A 16,394-nucleotide genomic window follows, 5' to 3' on the forward strand; every position below is an offset into this window, starting at 1 on the left:
CCGGTCGCTCGACCGACGTCCCAGAAGGCCCCGGCTCACCGCCGGGGCCTTCTGCCGTCCCGGGGGTGCATCGGCCGGAGCGCACGCCCGGCCGGTGCTCCTGCCGACCCGGCCGCGCCTCGTCGCTAGGCTGGAGTGCCGCAATCGGGCGGCGCCGAACGGAGGTCACCGTGTCCGGTGGAGACATCGCAGGGCTCATCGCCGCAGGAGTGTTCGCGATCCTGGTCGCGATCGCCGCGATCCCGCTGTGGAAGCTGGGACGCGTGTTCGACAGCACCAGCGAGGCGATCAAGCAGGCCAGCGACGGTCTCACCCCGATCCTCGACGAGTCGGCCTCCACGCTCCGCGAGGCCAACCAGCAGCTCGCCCGCGTCGACACGATCACCAAGGACGTGGCGGAGGTGACCGGCAACGTGAACGCCCTCGTCGCCCTCACCGCGGCGACCATCGGCGGGCCGCTGATCAAGCTCGCCGGCTTCACGGCGGGCGTCCGCGCGGTGCTGGTGGCCGGACGGACGGCCGACAAGGTCGGCGAGGCCGCCGGGCGGACCGCGGCGAAGCGCTCGAAGCCCACCCGCAGGTCCTCCTCCCGATAGCCGCAGGCTCGCGCCCTAGAATCGATCCGGTCGCCGCGCACCGCCGCGCCGCCCGCCACCCACCGCCGCGGAAGGAACCACCGTGAAGAACCTCGTCCTGGTCGTCGTCGGGATCGGCCTCGGCTTCGCGCTGGCGCACCAGATCGCCCGCACCACCGCCGGCGCCCGCCTCTTCGAGGACATCAACCGGAAGGCGAAGGAGCTCGGAGACGCCGTCTCCGAGGGCTACCACCAGCGGGAGGCCGAGCTGAAGGCCGCCATCGGCGAGGGCTGATCCCGCCCGCACTCCCGGCCGTCCGGCCACTCCCGCGTCGACACCGACCGAACACGTAACGGAACCCATGCAGACCGCCGAAATCCGCACCCGCTGGCTCGACTTCTTCGGAAGCCGCGGTCACACCGTGGTGCCGTCCGCCTCGCTCGTCAGCGAGGACCCGAGCCTCCTCTTCACCGTCGCCGGCATGGTGCCCTTCGTGCCGTACCTGACCGGAGTGGTCCCCGCGCCGTACCCGCGCGCGACCAGCGTGCAGAAGTGCATCCGCACCAACGACATCGAAGAGGTCGGCAAGACCCCGCGTCACGGCACGTTCTTCCAGATGAACGGCAACTTCTCCTTCGGCGACTACTTCAAGGAGGGGGCGATCGGCTACGCCTGGGAGCTCCTGACCGGCGCCGAGGGCGACGGCGGCCTGGGCTTCGACGAGAAGGACCTGTGGGTCACCGTCTACAAGGACGACGACGAGGCCATCGCGCTGTGGAAGACGATCGCGGGTCTGCCCGACGAGCGGATCCAGCGCCTGGACAAGGACACCAACTACTGGTCCACCGGCCAGCCCGGTCCGGCCGGCCCCTGCTCCGAGATCTTCTTCGACCGCGGACCCGCGTACGGCATCGACGGCGGCCCCGCCACCGACGACGACCGCTACGTCGAGATCTGGAACCTCGTCTTCATGCAGTACCTGCGCGGCGAGGGCACGAGCAAGGTCGACTTCGACATCCTGGGCGAGCTGCCGCGCAAGAACATCGACACCGGCATGGGGCTCGAGCGCGTCGCGTTCCTCAAGCAGGGCGTCGAGAACATGTACGAGATCGACCAGGTCCGCCCGGTCCTCGACCGCGCGGCCGAGATCTCGGGCCGCCGCTACGGCGCCGACCACGACGACGACGTGCGCATGCGCGTCATCGCCGACCACGTGCGCTCCTCGCTGATGCTGCTGTCCGACGGGGTCACTCCGTCGAACGAGGGGCGCGGCTACATCCTGCGACGCCTGATGCGCCGCACGGTGCGCGCGATGCGCCTGCTCGGCGTGGACACCGCCGTCTTCCCCGAGCTGTTCGCGGCCTCGCGCGACGCGATGGCCGCCGCCTATCCCGAGGTGCAGACGGAGTACGAGCGCCTGTCGACGAGCGCGTTCGGCGAGGAGGAGGCGTTCCTGCGCACCCTCGCCGCGGGTACCGAGATCCTGGATCTCGCGGTGCTCAAGACCAAGAAGGCCGAGGCGGAGACGCTCCCGGGCGACACGGCGTTCCTCCTGCACGACACCTTCGGCTTCCCGATCGACCTCACCCTCGAGATCGCCGAGGAGTCGGGGCTGAGCGTCGACCGCGAGGCGTTCGACTCGCTGATGTCCGCGCAGCGCGCCCGGGCCAAGGCCGATGCGAAGTCGAAGAAGTCGGCCCTCGCCGACCTCTCGGTCTACGCCGCGTTCCGCGCGCACGGCGAGACGCTCTTCACCGGCTACGACGTCCTCGACACCGAGTCCCGCATCGTCGGCCTCGTCGTCGGCGGGCAGTCCGTGACCACGGCGTCGGCGGGCGACATCGCCGAGGTGATCCTCGAGGCGACCTCGCTCTACGCCGAGTCCGGCGGGCAGGAGGCCGACGCCGGCCGCATCGTCGGCAACGGCTTCGACCTCGAGGTCCTCGACGTGCAGAAGCCCGTCAAGGGGCTCATCAGCCACACCGTCCAGGTCGCGAGCGGCGAGGTCGGCGTCGGCGACGCCGCCACATCGGTCGTCGACCGCGACTGGAGGCGCGGAGCGACGCAGGCGCACTCGGGCACGCACCTGATCCACGCGGCCCTCCGCCAGGTCCTCGGCCCGCAGGCGCACCAGTCCGGCTCCTACAACAAGGCCGGCTACCTCCGTCTCGACTTCTCCTGGAACCAGGCGCTGTCGCTCGACACCCGCAGCGAGATCGAGGACATCGCGAACACCGCCATCCGCGACAACCTCGAGGTCGTCACCCGCGAGCTGCCCCTGGACGAGGCCAAGGCGCTCGGAGCGATGGCCCTCTTCGGCGAGAAGTACGGCGACGTCGTGCGCGTCGTCGACATCGGCGGGCCCTGGTCGCGCGAGCTCTGCGCGGGCACCCACGTGGGGAGCTCCTCCGAGATCGGGCTGATCAGCCTCGTCAGCGAGTCGTCCGTCGGATCCACGAACCGCCGGGTCGAGTCGCTCGTGGGCCGGGAGGCGTTCCAGGACCTGGCCGCCGAGCGCGCGCTCGTCAGCACGATCTCGTCGTCGCTGAAGACGCCGCGCGAGCAGCTGCCCGAGCGGATCGCCGACCTCGTCGCGAGCCTCAAGGCCGCCGAGAAGAGGATCGCCGCCTTCGAGGCGAAGGCCCTCGCCGACCGCGTCCCCGCGATCGTCGCGAACCAGCGCCGGATGAACGGCGTCACCGTCGTCGCCGAGAACGTCGGCACGGCGGGCTCGAGCGACGAGCTCCGCTCGCTGGTGACCTCGGTGCGCGAGCGCCTCGGCTCCGAGCCGGCCGTCGTGGCCCTCGCGGCCGACGTCTCCGGCAAGCCCGCCGTGATCGTCGCGACCAACCAGGCCGCGCGCGACTCCGGTGCCAAGGCGGGCGTGCTCGCCAAGCTGGCTGCGGGCGTGCTCGGCGGCGGCGGCGGCGGCAAGCCGGACCTGGCCCAGGGCGGAGGCTCGGACGTCTCGGCGATCGGCGCGGCCCTCGAGGCCGTGGTCGCGGAAGCGACCCGCTGAGCATGGACCGGTTCGGCGTCCGGCTCGGCATCGACGTGGGCCGCGCCCGCATCGGTGTCGCCCGCTGCGACGCCGACGGGCTGCTCGCGGTGCCGGTCGAGACCGTCGCCCGCGAGAAGGACGCCGAGGGGGACGCGGACATCGCGCGCCTCGCGGCGATCGCCGAGGAGCACGGAGCGGTCGGCATCACCGTCGGACTGCCCCTGTCGCTCTCGGGGGCCGAGACGGCCTCCACCGACGACGCGCGCGCGTTCGCCGTGCGTCTGGCCGCGGCGGTGCCGAGCGCACCCGTCCGGCTCGTCGACGAGCGTCTGTCGACGGTGACGGCGCAGAGCGCCCTCCACCGCTCCGGACGCGACACCCGCGGCTCCCGCGCCGTGATCGACCAGGTCGCCGCCGTGGTGATCCTGCAGCACGCCATCGATTCCGAGCGCTCCAGCGGTCTCCCCGCCGGCTCCCCGCTCGAACCGAACGAAGGACGACCCACCCGTGACCGACGTCCCCCCGAGCCGCCGCGACGCCCGCGGCGCCGATCAGCCGAGTCAGCTCCCTCCGAACCGCGGACCGCTCCCCGGTTCGACTGAGACCGAGACGACGTCGTCCGGCGCGGATCAGCTCGACCGCCTCTTCTCCGGCCCCGACGTGCCCGTCGCCCGCGACCGCGGCGACGCGGTGGAGCCAGCCCACCCCGACGCGCGTGCGTCGACCCGACGCCGCCGGGAGCGCTCCGGCGGAGCGACCCGCACGCGCCGCAGCCGTCGCGGGCTGATCGGCGGACTCCTCGCGTTCGGCGTCTTCGTGGCGCTCGTCGCCGTCGCCGTGACGATGTTCGTCGAGCCGGTCCGGGCGCTCTTCGCCGAGCCCGAGGTGGCCGACTACGCGGGAACCGGCACGAGCGAGGTCGTGTTCACGATCCACCAGGGCGACGGCGGCAGCGACATCGCGAGCAACCTCGTCGCGGACGGGGTCATCAAGTCGTACGCGCCCTTCTACGAGCTCCTGGTCTCCACGAGCCCGGAGCCCGTGTTCCAGCCCGGCGCCTACTCGCTCAAGGCCGAGATGAGCGCGAAGTCGGCCCTGGCCGCCCTGCTCGACTCCGAGTCGACGCGCCTGGCGAACACTTTCGTCATCCCGGAGGGGACGGCTCTCGCGGGCGCCCTCCCACTGATCGCGGACGGCACGGGGGTCCCTCTGGAGGAGCTCCAGGCGGCGGCTGCGGACTTCGGCTCCTACGGGCTGCCCGCCGAGGCGACCAGCCTCGAGGGCTTCCTCTTCCCGGCGACGTACGACATCGATCCGAGCACCCCCGCCCACGACATCCTGCAGACGCTCGTGACGCGGATGTTCCAGGCGCTGGACGAGGCGCAGGTCGCGCCGGAGGACCGCTACCGGGTCGTCGTGTTCGCGTCGCTCGTGCAGCGCGAGGCTCGGATCGCCGAGGACTTCCCGAAGGTCGCGCGCGTCTTCCAGAACCGCCTCGACCAGGGCTGGCGGCTGCAGTCCGACGCGACCGTGGCCTACGGCACCGGAGCGACGGACCGCGTGTCGACGACCGACGCCGAGCGCGCCGACGTGAACAACGTCTACAACACCTACCAGCGCGACGGCCTGCCGCCCGCTCCGATCTCGAACCCCGGCGACGTCGCGATCGAGGCCGTCCTGCGTCCCGCCGAGGGCACCTGGATGTACTTCGTCACGGTGAACCTCGAGACGGGGGAGACGGTCTACTCGACCACCGACGCCGAGCACAACGCCGCGGTCGACCAGTGGCAGGCGTGGATGCGGGCGAACCCGGAGTACCAGTGACGGCGGGTGCGCGCCTGGCGGTCCTCGGATCGCCGATCGCGCACTCGAAGTCACCGGCCCTGCACGCGGCCGCGTACCGCGTGCTGGGGCTCGACTGGAGCTACACGGCCCTCGAGACGACGGAGGCGACGCTCGCGGCCGTGCTCGCCGATCCGGTCGCCCGGTGGCACGGGCTCTCGCTGACGATGCCGCTGAAGCACGCGGTGCGGCCGCTGCTGGACGAGGAGGACCGGGTCGCCCGTGCGACCGGTGCGGTGAACACCGTGCTGCTCGAGCGCGGGGCCGGCGTCGTCCGGCGGAGGGGCTTCAACACCGACGTCGCCGGGATCGTCCGGGCGCTGGGCGAGGCGGGGGTCCCCGCCTCCGATCGCGTCGAGATCCTCGGCGCGGGAGCGACGGCCGCCTCGGCGATCGCCGCCGCGGCCGAGCGGGGGGCGAACCGCATCACCGTCACCGCACGGTCACCGCAGCGCGCCGAGCCTCTGCGCCGGGTGGCGGCGGCCCTGGGCGCGGAGCTCGACATCCGCTCGTTCGACGACTGGGAGTCGGGGGAGCCGCATCCGCTCGTCGTCTCGACGCTCCCCGGCGGCGCGTCCGGAGCGCTCACGGTGCCCGACGCCGTCGTCGCCGCCTCGACGCTCTTCGACGTCGCCTACTCGCCGTGGCCGAGCCCCCTCGCCGTCCGCTGGCGGGCCGGAGGCTCTCCCGTCGTCTCCGGGCTCGGGATGCTGCTGCACCAGGCTCTGGTCCAGGTCCGGATCTTCACGGCCGGGGATCCGGCCGCGTCGCTGCACCGCGAGGACGAGGTCCTCGCGGCCATGCGCGCCAGTGTGGACGACGGGGACTGACCGGCCGAGCAGCGAGCGCGAGCCCGTGGCCCGGCGGTGCGCTCCGGCCCCGTGTGCGAGAATCGGAGGATGCTCCGTTGGCTCACGGCCGGGGAATCCCACGGTCCCGAACTCATCGCCGTCCTCGAAGGACTCCCCGCGGGGGTCCCCGTCTCACTCGAGGACATCCGCAGCGATCTCGCTCGGCGCAAGCTCGGCTACGGCCGCGGCGCGCGGATGAACTTCGAGCAGGACGAGCTCACCGTCTCCTCCGGCATCCGTCACGGCGCCACCATGGGCAGCCCGATCGCCCTGCGCATCGGCAACACGGAGTGGCCGCGGTGGGTCGATGTGATGTCGGCCGAGCCGCGCGATCCCGAGACCCTGCCCAAGGGGCGCGGAGCGGCACTGACGCGCCCGCGGCCCGGCCACGCCGACCTCGTCGGCATGCAGAAGTACGGCTTCGCCGAGTCGCGCAACGTCCTCGAGCGCGCCTCCGCTCGCGAGACCGCGGCGCGCGTGAGCCTGGGCGCGATCGCCCGCCGCTTCCTCGGCGAGCTCGGCATCGAGCTCGTCAGCCACACCCTCGCGATCGGCCCCGTGCGCGTCCCCGAGGGCTCGCCGCTGCCGTCCGCGGCCGACGTCGACGCGCTGGACGCGGATCCGCTCCGCTGCCACGACGCGGCCACGAGCGCGCTGATGGTGGCCGAGGTCGACCGGGCGCACGACGACGGCGACACGCTCGGCGGCGTCGTCGAGGTCCTCGCCTACGGCCTCCCGCCGGGCCTGGGCTCCTACGTCCACTGGGACCGCCGCCTCGACTCCCAGCTCGCCGCCGCGCTCATGGGCATCCAGGCCATCAAGGGAGTCGAGGTCGGCGACGGCTTCCTCACGACGACCCGCCGCGGCTCCGAGGCTCACGACGAGCTGTTCCAGGACGCCGCCGGCATCTCGCGCTCCAGTGACCGTGCGGGCGGCACCGAGGGCGGGATGAGCACCGGCACGGTCCTCCGCGTCCGCGCCGGCATGAAGCCCATCGCCACCGTCCCGCATGCCCTGCGCACGGTCGACGTGGCGACCGGTGAGGCCGCCGGCGCGCACCACCAGCGGTCCGACGTCTGCGCGGTGCCCGCCTCGGGCGTGGTCGCCGAGGCGATGGTCGCCCTGGTGCTCGCGAACGCCGTGCTCGAGAAGTTCGGCGGCGACAGCATCGGCGAGACGCGCCGCAACCTGCGCGGCTACCTCGACGCGATCCCCGACGAGCTGCGCACCGCCACGGCGAGCAACCCGGCCCTCGGAGCCTCCTGATGCCCGCCCCCGCCGCCCGGCGAGAGCGCTGATGGCCGGACACGATACCGGCGCGGCCCGCGCCCGAGTGGTGTTCATCGGTCCCATGGGGGCCGGGAAGACGACCATCGGGAAGCGGGTCGCGAAGTCCCTCGCCGCGCCGTTCGTCGACTCCGACGCCGACTTCGTCGCCGCTCACGGCCCGATCACGGCCTACTTCGACGCCCACGGTGAAGCGGCCTTCCGGCGGGAGGAGCGGCTCGTCGTCGCTCGCGCGGTGCGCCGCGACGTCGTGCTGAGCCTGGGCGGGGGAGCGGTGCTCGATCCGCTCACGCAGGCCGACCTGGCCGACGTGCCCGTGGTCCTGCTGACCACGACCGCCGAAGCCGTCCGCGACCGCCTCGGCTCGGGCAGCAGACCGCTCGTGCGCGGCGGAGTCGCGGACTGGACGCGCCTGCACGAGCAGCGCCGTCCGATCTACGACGCGCTGGCGGACCTCACGGTCGACACCTCCCGCCGGCCGATCACCGCGATCGCCGCGGAGATCGCCGAGTGGGTGCGCGCGAGCGAGAACGACTCCCGACACGACGCGACCGCCGCCGGCGGCCGTGCAGACGACCCGGCGGCCGCCTCCGGCCGCCCGAGCGGAAGACTCCCATGAACGACGGCTCCACCGCCATCACCGTGACAGGCGCCACCGGCTACGACATCACCGTCGGCCGGGGGCTCCTCGACGGCCTCGCCGACGCCATCGGCCCGCGCGCGGCCAAGGTGCTCATCGTGCACCCGCCGACGCTCGCGGTCCTGGCCGCCGAGATCCGCGAGAGCCTGCTCGAGCGCTACGAGGTGCTCCTGGCCGAGGTCCCCGACGCGGAGGCGGCCAAGCGCGTCGAGGTCGCGGCCTTCTGCTGGCAGGTCATGGGCCAGTCGGACTTCACCCGCACCGATGTCGTCGTCGGCTTCGGCGGAGGATCGATCACCGACCTCGCCGGCTTCGTCGCAGCGACCTGGCTCCGCGGTGTCGGCGTCGTGCAGGTGCCGACCACGGTGCTGGGGATGGTCGACGCCGCCGTCGGCGGCAAGACCGGGATCAACACGGCCGAGGGCAAGAACCTCGTGGGCGCCTTCCATGCGCCGCGCGCCGTGGTCGCCGATCTCGACGTGCTCTCGAGCCTCCCGCGGAACGAGATCCTCGCGGGCTTCGGCGAGATCGTGAAGTACGGCCTCATCGCCGAGCCGCAGATCCTCGACATCATCGAGTCCGACGTCGACCTGGCGACGGATCCGACCTCCGAGGAGTTCCGACGCCTCGTCGAGCTCTCGATCGGCATCAAAGCCCGCGTCGTCGGCGAGGACTTCACCGAGCAGGGACTGCGCGAGATCCTGAACTACGGCCACACCCTCGGCCACGCGATCGAGCACGCCGAGCGCTACCAGTGGCGGCACGGCGCGGCGGTCTCGGTCGGGATGGTCTTCGCGGCCGAGCTCTCGCGGCTCACGGGGTCGCTGAGCGACGCGGCGGTCGATCGCCACCGCAGCGTCCTCGAGTCGCTCACGCTGCCGACCAGCTATCCGCTGGGTCGCTGGGAGACGCTCCTCGCGGCGATGCAGCGCGACAAGAAGTCCCGGGCGGGCATCCTCCGCTTCGTGGTGCTCGACGACATCGCGCGCCCGAGCATCCTGCAGGGACCCGAGACGTCGCTGCTGTTCGCCGCCTACCAGGAGATCGGCTCCTAGGCTCGCGCGGCCGCTCCGGTCAGGTGCGGCCCTCGAGCGCCGCGCGCCTCGCCGAGGCGTGCTCCTCGTCGCTGAGAGTGCCGTCGGCGTGCAGACGGTCGATCTCAGCGAGGCGCTCGCTGAGCGGTCGGCCGCCGCCGAAGCCGTCCTTCGCGAGCTTCGCCGCGAGATCGGTCTGGAGAGTGAGGGGATTCACTCCGAGCTTCTTCGCGCGTCGCAGGTTCACGACGATCAGCACGACCATGAGGACGACGATCGCGGCGATGACGATCGGGACCGCGGCGAACGCGGCGTCGACCGTGCTGGAGTCGAAGTGCGTCGTGACATCCGCCATGGCGGGTCTCCTCTCGTGACGTCCTCCCACCCTCCACCCTCCGCGAGGACCGGGTGCGGATTCGCACCGGCCGTCCAGGCTCCCTCGGCCGCGCCGTGCCCATCGACTACACTCGACGGGTCAGCCGTACCGGCCGATATCGCCGCGCCCGGAGTCGGGCCCACCGGCAGCAGACTTCCACCGAAACGGATCCCCCTTCGCATGGCCTCTACCACCGACATCAAGAACGGCACCGTCCTCAACATCGACGGTCAGCTCTGGAACGTCATCGACTTCCAGCACGTCAAGCCGGGCAAGGGCGGCGCGTTCGTCCGCACCAAGATGAAGAACGTCCTCACCGGCAAGGTCGTCGACAAGACGTTCAACGCGGGCGCGAAGATCGACACGGCGAACGTCGACCGCCGCGACTTCCAGTACCTCTACCGCGACGGCCAGGACTTCGTGTTCATGGACACGTCGGACTACGACCAGATCACCGTGCCCGAGGCGGTCGTCGGCGACGCGGCCAACTTCATGCTCGAGAACCAGAACGTCACCCTGGCGCTGCACGACGGCGACCCGCTCTACATCGACCTGCCCGCCTCCGTGGTGCTCGAGATCACGTACACCGAGCCGGGCCTGCAGGGCGACCGCTCGACCGGCGGCACCAAGCCCGCCACGGTCGAGACCGGCTACCAGATCCAGGTCCCGCTGTTCCTCGAGCAGGGCACCAAGGTCAAGGTCGACACCCGCACGGGCGACTACCTCGGCCGCGTCAGCTGAGCCGGGCCGTCCGTGAGTGCACGCACGAAGGCGCGCAAGCGCGCCCTCGACATCATCTACAACGCCGACGTCCGGCAGATCTCCCTCGCCGACTCCCTGCGGGCCGAGGCGGAGCGGGCGGTCCACGAGCCCGCCCGTGAAGCCTCCTGGCTCTACGCGCGGGAGATCGTCGACGGCGTCATCGACCACGCCGCCGAGATCGACGCGCTGATCGAGCGCCTCTCGAAGGGCTGGACGCTCGCGCGGATGCCCCTCGTCGACCGCGCGATCCTCCGGATCGGCGTGTGGGAGATCCTGCACAACGACCAGGTGCCCGACGGCGTCGCGATCTCGGAGGCCGTCGAGGCCGCCACGGTGCTCTCGACCGACGACTCCGCGGGCTTCATCAACGGCCTGCTGGCGTCGGTGGCGGAGTCGCGCACTCCCGCCTGACCCTCGCGTCCGAGCACTGCACCGCCGACCGGGCGGTCCGTCCCCTCAGGGGAACGGGCCGCCCGGTCGCGTCTCAGGAGACGACGATCGCGTCGAGGATCAGGTTCGAGCCGCTCGAGGCCGCGTTCCTGGTGCTGCCGCGCTTGATCGTGATCGTGTGCGTGCCGGCGGGGAGCGCGTCGCTCGTCCACACGGTCTGGTTGTACTTCGTCGACGCGCTGTAGCGGTCGACGGTCGTGACGAGCGCGCCGTCGAGGTAGACCTCGTTGGTCCCGGAGGACGACGTGCGCCGGCTCACCCAGCTGACCTTCGTCCCCGAGAACGTCAGTGCCGCCGAGGCGCCGACGCTGGTCGAGTACGAGATGCTGCCGCCGTTGTCCGCGGAGGACGACAGCGACGACCAGTTCCCCTCGGTGACGATCGCCGCGTCGCCGTTCTGGTAGGTGCCGGGTCCGGCCGCCGTCGGAGTCGGAGGGGTCGTGACGGGGGTGTTCTCGACGACGAACGCGTCGAGGATGATGTTCGATCCGCTCGAGGACGGGTTCCTCGTGCTACCGCGCTTGATCGTGATGGTGTGCGTCCCGGCGGCGAGGGGGCCGCTGGTCCACACCGTCCGGGCGTACGCGGTGGACGAGCTGTAGCGGTCGACCGAGGCGACGAGGGCGCCGTCGATGTAGACCTCGTTGATGCCGGAGGAGCTCGTGCGACGGCTGACCCAGCTCACGGCGGTGCCGGTGAAGGTGAGCGTCGCCGAGGCTCCCGTGCTGGTGGAGTAGGCGATGCTGCCGCCGTTGTCCGCCGAGGCGGAGAGCGTCGACCAGGAGCCCTCGGTGACGATGGACTCCGACCCGTTCTGGTAGGTGCCCGCCCCGGGTGCCGTCGGCTGCGGCGGGTTCGGCGTCTCGTCGACGGGCCCCTCGGCCAGCCAGCGGTCGAACAGATCGAGCATGTCCTTGTTGGTCGCGCTCGGCACCACGTGACCGTAGGGAGCGCCCTCGCCGGAGTGGCGGAGGACGCTCGTCTCCTTCGCGACCGGCAGCGCCTTCTCGTGCAGCGCGAGGCCGTGCTTCGCGAACGGGACGATGATGTCGTCGTCCGAGCCGCTGATCCGCAGCCGCGTCCCGGCCCAGACCGACTGCGGCAGCAGTGCCGGGTTCGTGGCCGGGACGGTGGAGAGGTCGTTGTCGTAAGCGGGCAGGACGCGCAGCGGATCGCGCTCGGCGATGTCGGCCATGTCGAAGGTGCCGCTGGCGATGTAGGCACCGCGGATGTTCGGCACGAGCCGGTTGCCGTACGCCCAGCTCAGCAGGGTGCCGCCACCGGAGTTGGAGCGGAGGAAGCTGGCTCCGACCTTCCACTGCGCGGTGACCCACTTCACGGCGTTGCCGTGAGCAGCGATCGCCTTGGGCCCGGTCCACTCGCTGCCGCCGTAGTTCGGGCAGATGCAGACGAAGCCGCGGTCGACGGCCTGGTCGGCCGCGTACTGGAAGGCGCCCGAGAGCGCCGCGTAGCTGCTCCCGTTGGCGTGGTAGTACCAGAGGACGGTCTTCGCGGAGGTGAGGCTCGGCGCGGCGGTGTGCGGCACGAAGAGCCGGGTCCGGTCGCCGCCGATCGAGACGTCGATGACCTCGTAGGGGGTGCGGCCCACGCGCGAGAGGACCGTGTCCGTGCGCGAGATCTCGCCGAGGAGCTTGGGGATCACCGAGTAGTTCGGCGCCGCGGCGGCGGGGGAGGCCAGCACGATCGTCGCGCCGATCCCCGCGATCGATCCGGCGAGGACGGTGCGGCGTGAGAGCGGGGCTGCGCCGAAGGAGGACGTGGTCATGCGGGGATCCTTACTTCCGGCGGGCACAGCGGCCGGGACGTGAGCGGGTCGCTCGGGGGAGTGCGCCGGGGGCGTTCCGCGGGAGGGGGATGGGCGGAACCAGCGACGGGAGGGGGGGCGGCGCGCCGTCGTCACCGGTTACAGGCTATCGGGGACGGGGCGGGAACGGGCGTTCTCTTTCCCCGGATCCGCCTCCCGAAAGGGGGACCCGTGGTGGTGTGCCGCCGCTCCGCCGCCGGTGCCGGTCCTCGGCGGGAACGGGGCCGCGACCGGTCGAGCGACCTCTATACTCGGGGGGACATTTCCTTTAAGGCCGTCCGGAGAGACGGGGAAGGAGGTCGGTGTGACGGCACGAATCGTGCTCAACGGCGCTGACATCTCGCGTGCTCTGACGCGCATCGCCCACGAGATCCTCGAGTCGAACCGGGGAGCGCAGTCGCTGGTGATCCTCGGGATCCCCACGCGCGGCGTGGTCCTCGCCCGGCGGATCGCCGATGCCATCGCCCGCATCGAGCCCGACGCCGCCCCCGTCTTCGCCGGCGCCCTCGACGTGACGATGTACCGGGACGACCTCTCCCGCCACCCCGTGCGCACCCCCGCGAGGACGACCGTCCCCGCGAGCATCGACGGGCGCACCGTCGTGCTCGTCGACGACGTGCTCTTCTCGGGGCGGACCATCCGCGCCGCGCTGGACGCCCTGAGCGACATCGGCCGCCCGCGCGCCGTCCGCCTCGCCGCCCTGGTCGACCGCGGCCACCGCGAGCTCCCCATCCGGGCCGACTTCGTGGGCAAGAACCTTCCGAGCAGCCTCAGCGAGAGGATCAACGTGCGCCTGGTCGAGACGGACGGAGAGGACCTCGTCGCCATCGAGTCCGCCCGCGACGGTGGATCCGACGGACGGAGCGACGCGTGAAGCACCTCCTCTCGACCCGCGACCTCGACCGCTCCTCCGCGATCGGCCTCCTCGACATCGCCGAGGACATGGCCGACGTGCAGAACCGGGAGGTCAAGAAGCTGCCGACTCTGCGCGGGAAGACGGTCGTCAACCTCTTCTTCGAGGACTCCACCCGCACCCGGATCTCGTTCGAGGCGGCCGCCAAGCGGCTCTCGGCCGACGTGATCAACTTCAGCGCCAAGGGCTCGAGCGTCTCGAAGGGCGAGAGCCTCAAGGACACCGCGCAGACCCTCGCCGCGATGGGCGCCGACGGAGTCGTCGTGCGGCACAGCGCCTCGGGCGCCCCGGCCGTGCTCGCGGCGAGCGGCTGGATCGACGCGTCGATCCTGAACGCCGGCGACGGCACGCACGAGCACCCCACGCAGGCGCTGCTCGACGCCTTCACCATCCGCCGGCGCCTGCACGGCCCGTCGGCCTCCCGCGGCAAGGGCCTCGACGGAGTCGCGGTGACGATCGTCGGCGACATCCTGCACTCGCGGGTCGCGCGGTCGAACGTCTGGCTGCTGACGGCGCTCGGCGCCGAGGTGACCCTCGTCGCCCCGCCCACCCTGGTGCCGGTCGACACCGCCGGCTGGCCCGCGACCATCCGCTTCGACCTCGACGACGCCCTCGACTCGGGCCTGCCCGACGTCGTGATGCTGCTGCGCATCCAGCTCGAGCGGATGTCGAGCGGCTTCTTCCCCAACGGCCGCGAGTACGCGCGCATCTGGGGTCTCGACGACGAGCGCCTCGCCCGGTTGGGCCCCGATACCATCGTCATGCACCCCGGACCCATGAACAGGGGCGTCGAGATCTCCTCGGCCGCCGCCGATTCGAGCCGCTCCACGGTGCTCGAACAGGTCACCAACGGAGTCTCGGTCCGGATGGCCGCGCTCTACCTGCTGCTGTCCGGCGAACGGGAGATCCACTGATGAGCACGCCACTGACCAGCACCCGCGGACACGGGCGGATCCTGATCTCGGGGGCGACCCTCGCCGACGAGAGCACCGCCGACATCCTGATCGACGGCGGAGTCGTGGTCGACATCGGAGCCGACCTCGACTCGAGCGGGGCCCGCGTCGTCGACGCCGACGGCCTGCTGGCGCTGCCCGGCCTGGTCGACCTGCACACCCACCTCCGCGAGCCCGGCTTCGAGCAGAGCGAGACCGTGCTCACCGGATCGCGCGCGGCCGCCGCAGGAGGCTTCACCGCCGTCTTCGCCATGGCCAACACCTCCCCGGTGCAGGACACGGCCGGGGTCGTCGAGCAGGTGCAGAGCCTGGGCGAGGACGCCGGCTACGCGACGGTGCGGCCGATCGGAGCCGTCACCGTGGGCCTCGCGGGGGAGTCCCTCGCCGAGCTCGGCGCGATGGCCCGCAGCCGTGCCGCCGTGCGGGTCTTCTCGGACGACGGGAAGTGCGTCTCGGACGCGCTGCTGATGCGCCGCGCGCTCGAGTACGTGAAGGCCTTCGACGGAGTCGTCGCGCAGCACGCTCAGGAGCCGCGGCTCACCATCGGCGCGCAGATGAACGAGGGAGCCGTCTCGAGCGCGCTCGGACTCACCGGGTGGCCCGCAGTGGCGGAGGAGGCGATCATCGCCCGCGACGTCCTGCTGGCCGAGCACGTCGGCTCCCGCTTGCACGTCTGCCACGTCTCGACCGCCGGCTCGGTCGACGTGATCCGCTGGGCGAAGGCGCGCGGGATCGACGTGACCGCCGAGGTCACTCCCCACCACCTGCTCCTGACCGAGCAGCTGATCGCGGGGCAGGACGGGGGCGGCGGCTACGACGCGCGCTTCAAGGTGAACCCGCCGCTGCGCCGCGACGAGGACGTCCTGGCCCTCCGCGAGGCCCTCGCCGACGGCACGATCGACATCGTCGCGACCGACCACGCCCCGCACCCCGTGGAGTCGAAGGACTGCGAGTGGGACGCCGCCGCGTTCGGCATGGTCGGTCTCGAGAGCGCGCTCTCGGTCGTCCACGCCGCGGTCGTCGACGACGGCCGGATGACCTGGTCGGACATCGCGCGCGTCCTCTCCGCCGCTCCGGCGCGCATCGGCCGGCTCGACGGCTACGACCGCGGTCTCGCGGTCGGCGCGCCGGCGAACGTCGTGCTCTACGACCCGGAGGCGCGCCGCCGCTTCTCCACGGCCGACCTGCGCGGCCGCAGCGCGAACTCGCCCTACCTCGGCCGAGAGCTGCCCGGTCGCGTCGTCGCCACGTTCCACGACGGCTACCCCACGGTGCTCGACGGCCAGCTCGTCGACGCCGTCGAGGTCGCCGCCGCCGCGAGGTCCGCCCGTGGATAGGACCGTCATCACGATCGTCATCGCCGCGGTCGTCGTCCTGGTGTTCGCCGGGATGATGCTCTCGTGGCGAGCGCGCCGCCGCCGCTCCGCCGACCTCGCACCGGAGGCCGTGCCGGCCGAGTCGCTGGGCGCCGAGCTCGAGTCGGTCGAGCTGCCCTACGTCGCCACGACCCGCTTCGAGCAGCCGCTCGAGCGCGTGGTGCTGCCGGGCCTCGGCTTCCGCGGAAAGGCGACGCTGCGACTCCACGAGCGCGGCGTGGTCCTCGCGCCGGTCGGCGAGCGCGAGACCGTGATCCCGGCGGCCCTGCTGCGCGGGGCGGGCGAGGGCAGCTACGCCATCGACCGCGCCGTCGAGGAGGGCGGCCTGCTCGTCCTCTCGTGGTCGCCGCGCGGTGCCGAGACGGTCGACTCCTACCTCCGCGTCGCCGAGCCGCCCCTGCGTCGGCACCTCGTCGCCGAGATCCGCCGGCTCGCCGGCCCCTCCTCCTCCCCCTCCACCCCGGGAGCCGCCGACGGCGACTCCTCCCCGACCCAGAAGGGCTCCTAG

At 72.2% G+C, this 16,394-nt stretch carries 17 protein-coding genes; 15 read left to right on the top strand and 2 right to left on the bottom strand.

Annotation, left to right across the window (positions count from 1 at the left end; all coding sequences use genetic code 11):
- Positions 1 to 170: 170 nt before the first annotated feature.
- From ASF48_RS11890 to aroB, 9 genes are all read left to right on the top strand, one after another.
- The gene (locus tag ASF48_RS11890) at positions 171 to 596 is read left to right on the top strand and encodes a DUF948 domain-containing protein (RefSeq protein ID WP_055791774.1); all 426 of its coding nucleotides are present in this window, start codon (positions 171 to 173) and stop codon (positions 594 to 596) included.
- Between the two features lie 82 nt (positions 597 to 678).
- A complete protein-coding gene (locus ASF48_RS11895) occupies positions 679 to 870 on the top strand; it encodes a hypothetical protein (protein ID WP_055791777.1) in 192 nt (63 codons plus the stop codon).
- 67 nt (positions 871 to 937) lie between these two features.
- Complete coding sequence (alaS, locus tag ASF48_RS11900; RefSeq protein ID WP_055791779.1) at positions 938 to 3,595, top strand: alanine--tRNA ligase; 2,658 nt, start codon at positions 938 to 940, stop codon at positions 3,593 to 3,595.
- Positions 3,596 to 3,597: 2 nt separating this feature from the next.
- Positions 3,598 to 4,179, top strand: a complete 582-nt coding sequence (ruvX, locus tag ASF48_RS11905; RefSeq protein WP_442965576.1) for a Holliday junction resolvase RuvX — start codon at positions 3,598 to 3,600, stop codon at positions 4,177 to 4,179.
- Positions 4,085 to 5,401, top strand: coding sequence for an endolytic transglycosylase MltG (gene mltG / locus ASF48_RS11910; protein ID WP_235577244.1), 1,317 nt, complete (start codon positions 4,085 to 4,087; stop codon positions 5,399 to 5,401). Before ruvX ends, mltG begins: the two co-directional genes overlap by 95 nt.
- The gene (locus tag ASF48_RS11915; protein ID WP_235577245.1) at positions 5,398 to 6,249 is read left to right on the top strand and encodes a shikimate dehydrogenase; all 852 of its coding nucleotides are present in this window, start codon (positions 5,398 to 5,400) and stop codon (positions 6,247 to 6,249) included. Before mltG ends, ASF48_RS11915 begins: the two co-directional genes overlap by 4 nt.
- A 69-nt stretch (positions 6,250 to 6,318) precedes the next feature.
- Positions 6,319 to 7,536 (top strand): chorismate synthase, encoded by a 1,218-nt coding sequence (aroC, locus tag ASF48_RS11920; RefSeq protein WP_055791785.1) that lies wholly within the window; start codon positions 6,319 to 6,321, stop codon positions 7,534 to 7,536.
- Between the two features lie 31 nt (positions 7,537 to 7,567).
- Positions 7,568 to 8,176, top strand: coding sequence for a shikimate kinase (locus tag ASF48_RS11925; protein ID WP_082481405.1), 609 nt, complete (start codon positions 7,568 to 7,570; stop codon positions 8,174 to 8,176).
- On the top strand, positions 8,173 to 9,252 hold the full coding sequence (gene aroB / locus ASF48_RS11930) for a 3-dehydroquinate synthase (RefSeq protein ID WP_055791787.1): 1,080 nt from the start codon (positions 8,173 to 8,175) through the stop codon (positions 9,250 to 9,252). Before ASF48_RS11925 ends, aroB begins: the two co-directional genes overlap by 4 nt.
- 19 nt (positions 9,253 to 9,271) lie before the next feature.
- On the opposite strand, the gene ASF48_RS11935 is transcribed toward aroB, so the two are convergent.
- Entirely contained in the window at positions 9,272 to 9,586 is a 315-nt protein-coding gene (locus ASF48_RS11935; protein ID WP_055791789.1) for a hypothetical protein, read from the bottom strand.
- A 201-nt stretch (positions 9,587 to 9,787) separates the two neighbouring features.
- Here ASF48_RS11935 and efp point away from each other — a divergent pair, with 201 nt between their 5' ends.
- Complete coding sequence (efp, locus tag ASF48_RS11940; protein WP_055791792.1) at positions 9,788 to 10,348, top strand: elongation factor P; 561 nt, start codon at positions 9,788 to 9,790, stop codon at positions 10,346 to 10,348.
- A 12-nt stretch (positions 10,349 to 10,360) separates the two neighbouring features.
- Positions 10,361 to 10,780: a transcription antitermination factor NusB gene (nusB, locus tag ASF48_RS11945; RefSeq protein ID WP_055791796.1), complete on the top strand. Its 420-nt coding sequence runs from the start codon at positions 10,361 to 10,363 to the stop codon at positions 10,778 to 10,780.
- A 73-nt stretch (positions 10,781 to 10,853) separates the two neighbouring features.
- On the opposite strand, the gene ASF48_RS11950 is transcribed toward nusB, so the two are convergent.
- Positions 10,854 to 12,605 (bottom strand): hypothetical protein, encoded by a 1,752-nt coding sequence (locus tag ASF48_RS11950; RefSeq protein WP_055791798.1) that lies wholly within the window; start codon positions 12,603 to 12,605, stop codon positions 10,854 to 10,856.
- Between the two features lie 343 nt (positions 12,606 to 12,948).
- Here ASF48_RS11950 and pyrR point away from each other — a divergent pair, with 343 nt between their 5' ends.
- From pyrR to ASF48_RS11970, 4 genes are read left to right on the top strand one after another with little or no spacing between them, the layout of a single operon-like run.
- Positions 12,949 to 13,518, top strand: a complete 570-nt coding sequence (gene pyrR / locus ASF48_RS11955) for a bifunctional pyr operon transcriptional regulator/uracil phosphoribosyltransferase PyrR (RefSeq protein ID WP_055791802.1) — start codon at positions 12,949 to 12,951, stop codon at positions 13,516 to 13,518.
- Positions 13,515 to 14,471: an aspartate carbamoyltransferase catalytic subunit gene (locus tag ASF48_RS11960; RefSeq protein ID WP_055791805.1), complete on the top strand. Its 957-nt coding sequence runs from the start codon at positions 13,515 to 13,517 to the stop codon at positions 14,469 to 14,471. Before pyrR ends, ASF48_RS11960 begins: the two co-directional genes overlap by 4 nt.
- Complete coding sequence (locus ASF48_RS11965; protein WP_055791812.1) at positions 14,471 to 15,847, top strand: dihydroorotase; 1,377 nt, start codon at positions 14,471 to 14,473, stop codon at positions 15,845 to 15,847. Before ASF48_RS11960 ends, ASF48_RS11965 begins: the two co-directional genes overlap by 1 nt.
- Positions 15,840 to 16,394, top strand: coding sequence for a PH-like domain-containing protein (locus ASF48_RS11970; protein WP_055791813.1), 555 nt, complete (start codon positions 15,840 to 15,842; stop codon positions 16,392 to 16,394). Before ASF48_RS11965 ends, ASF48_RS11970 begins: the two co-directional genes overlap by 8 nt.

The sequence above is a fragment of the Rathayibacter sp. Leaf299 genome (assembly GCF_001423055.1).
Lineage (GTDB): Bacteria > Actinomycetota > Actinomycetes > Actinomycetales > Microbacteriaceae > Rathayibacter > Rathayibacter caricis.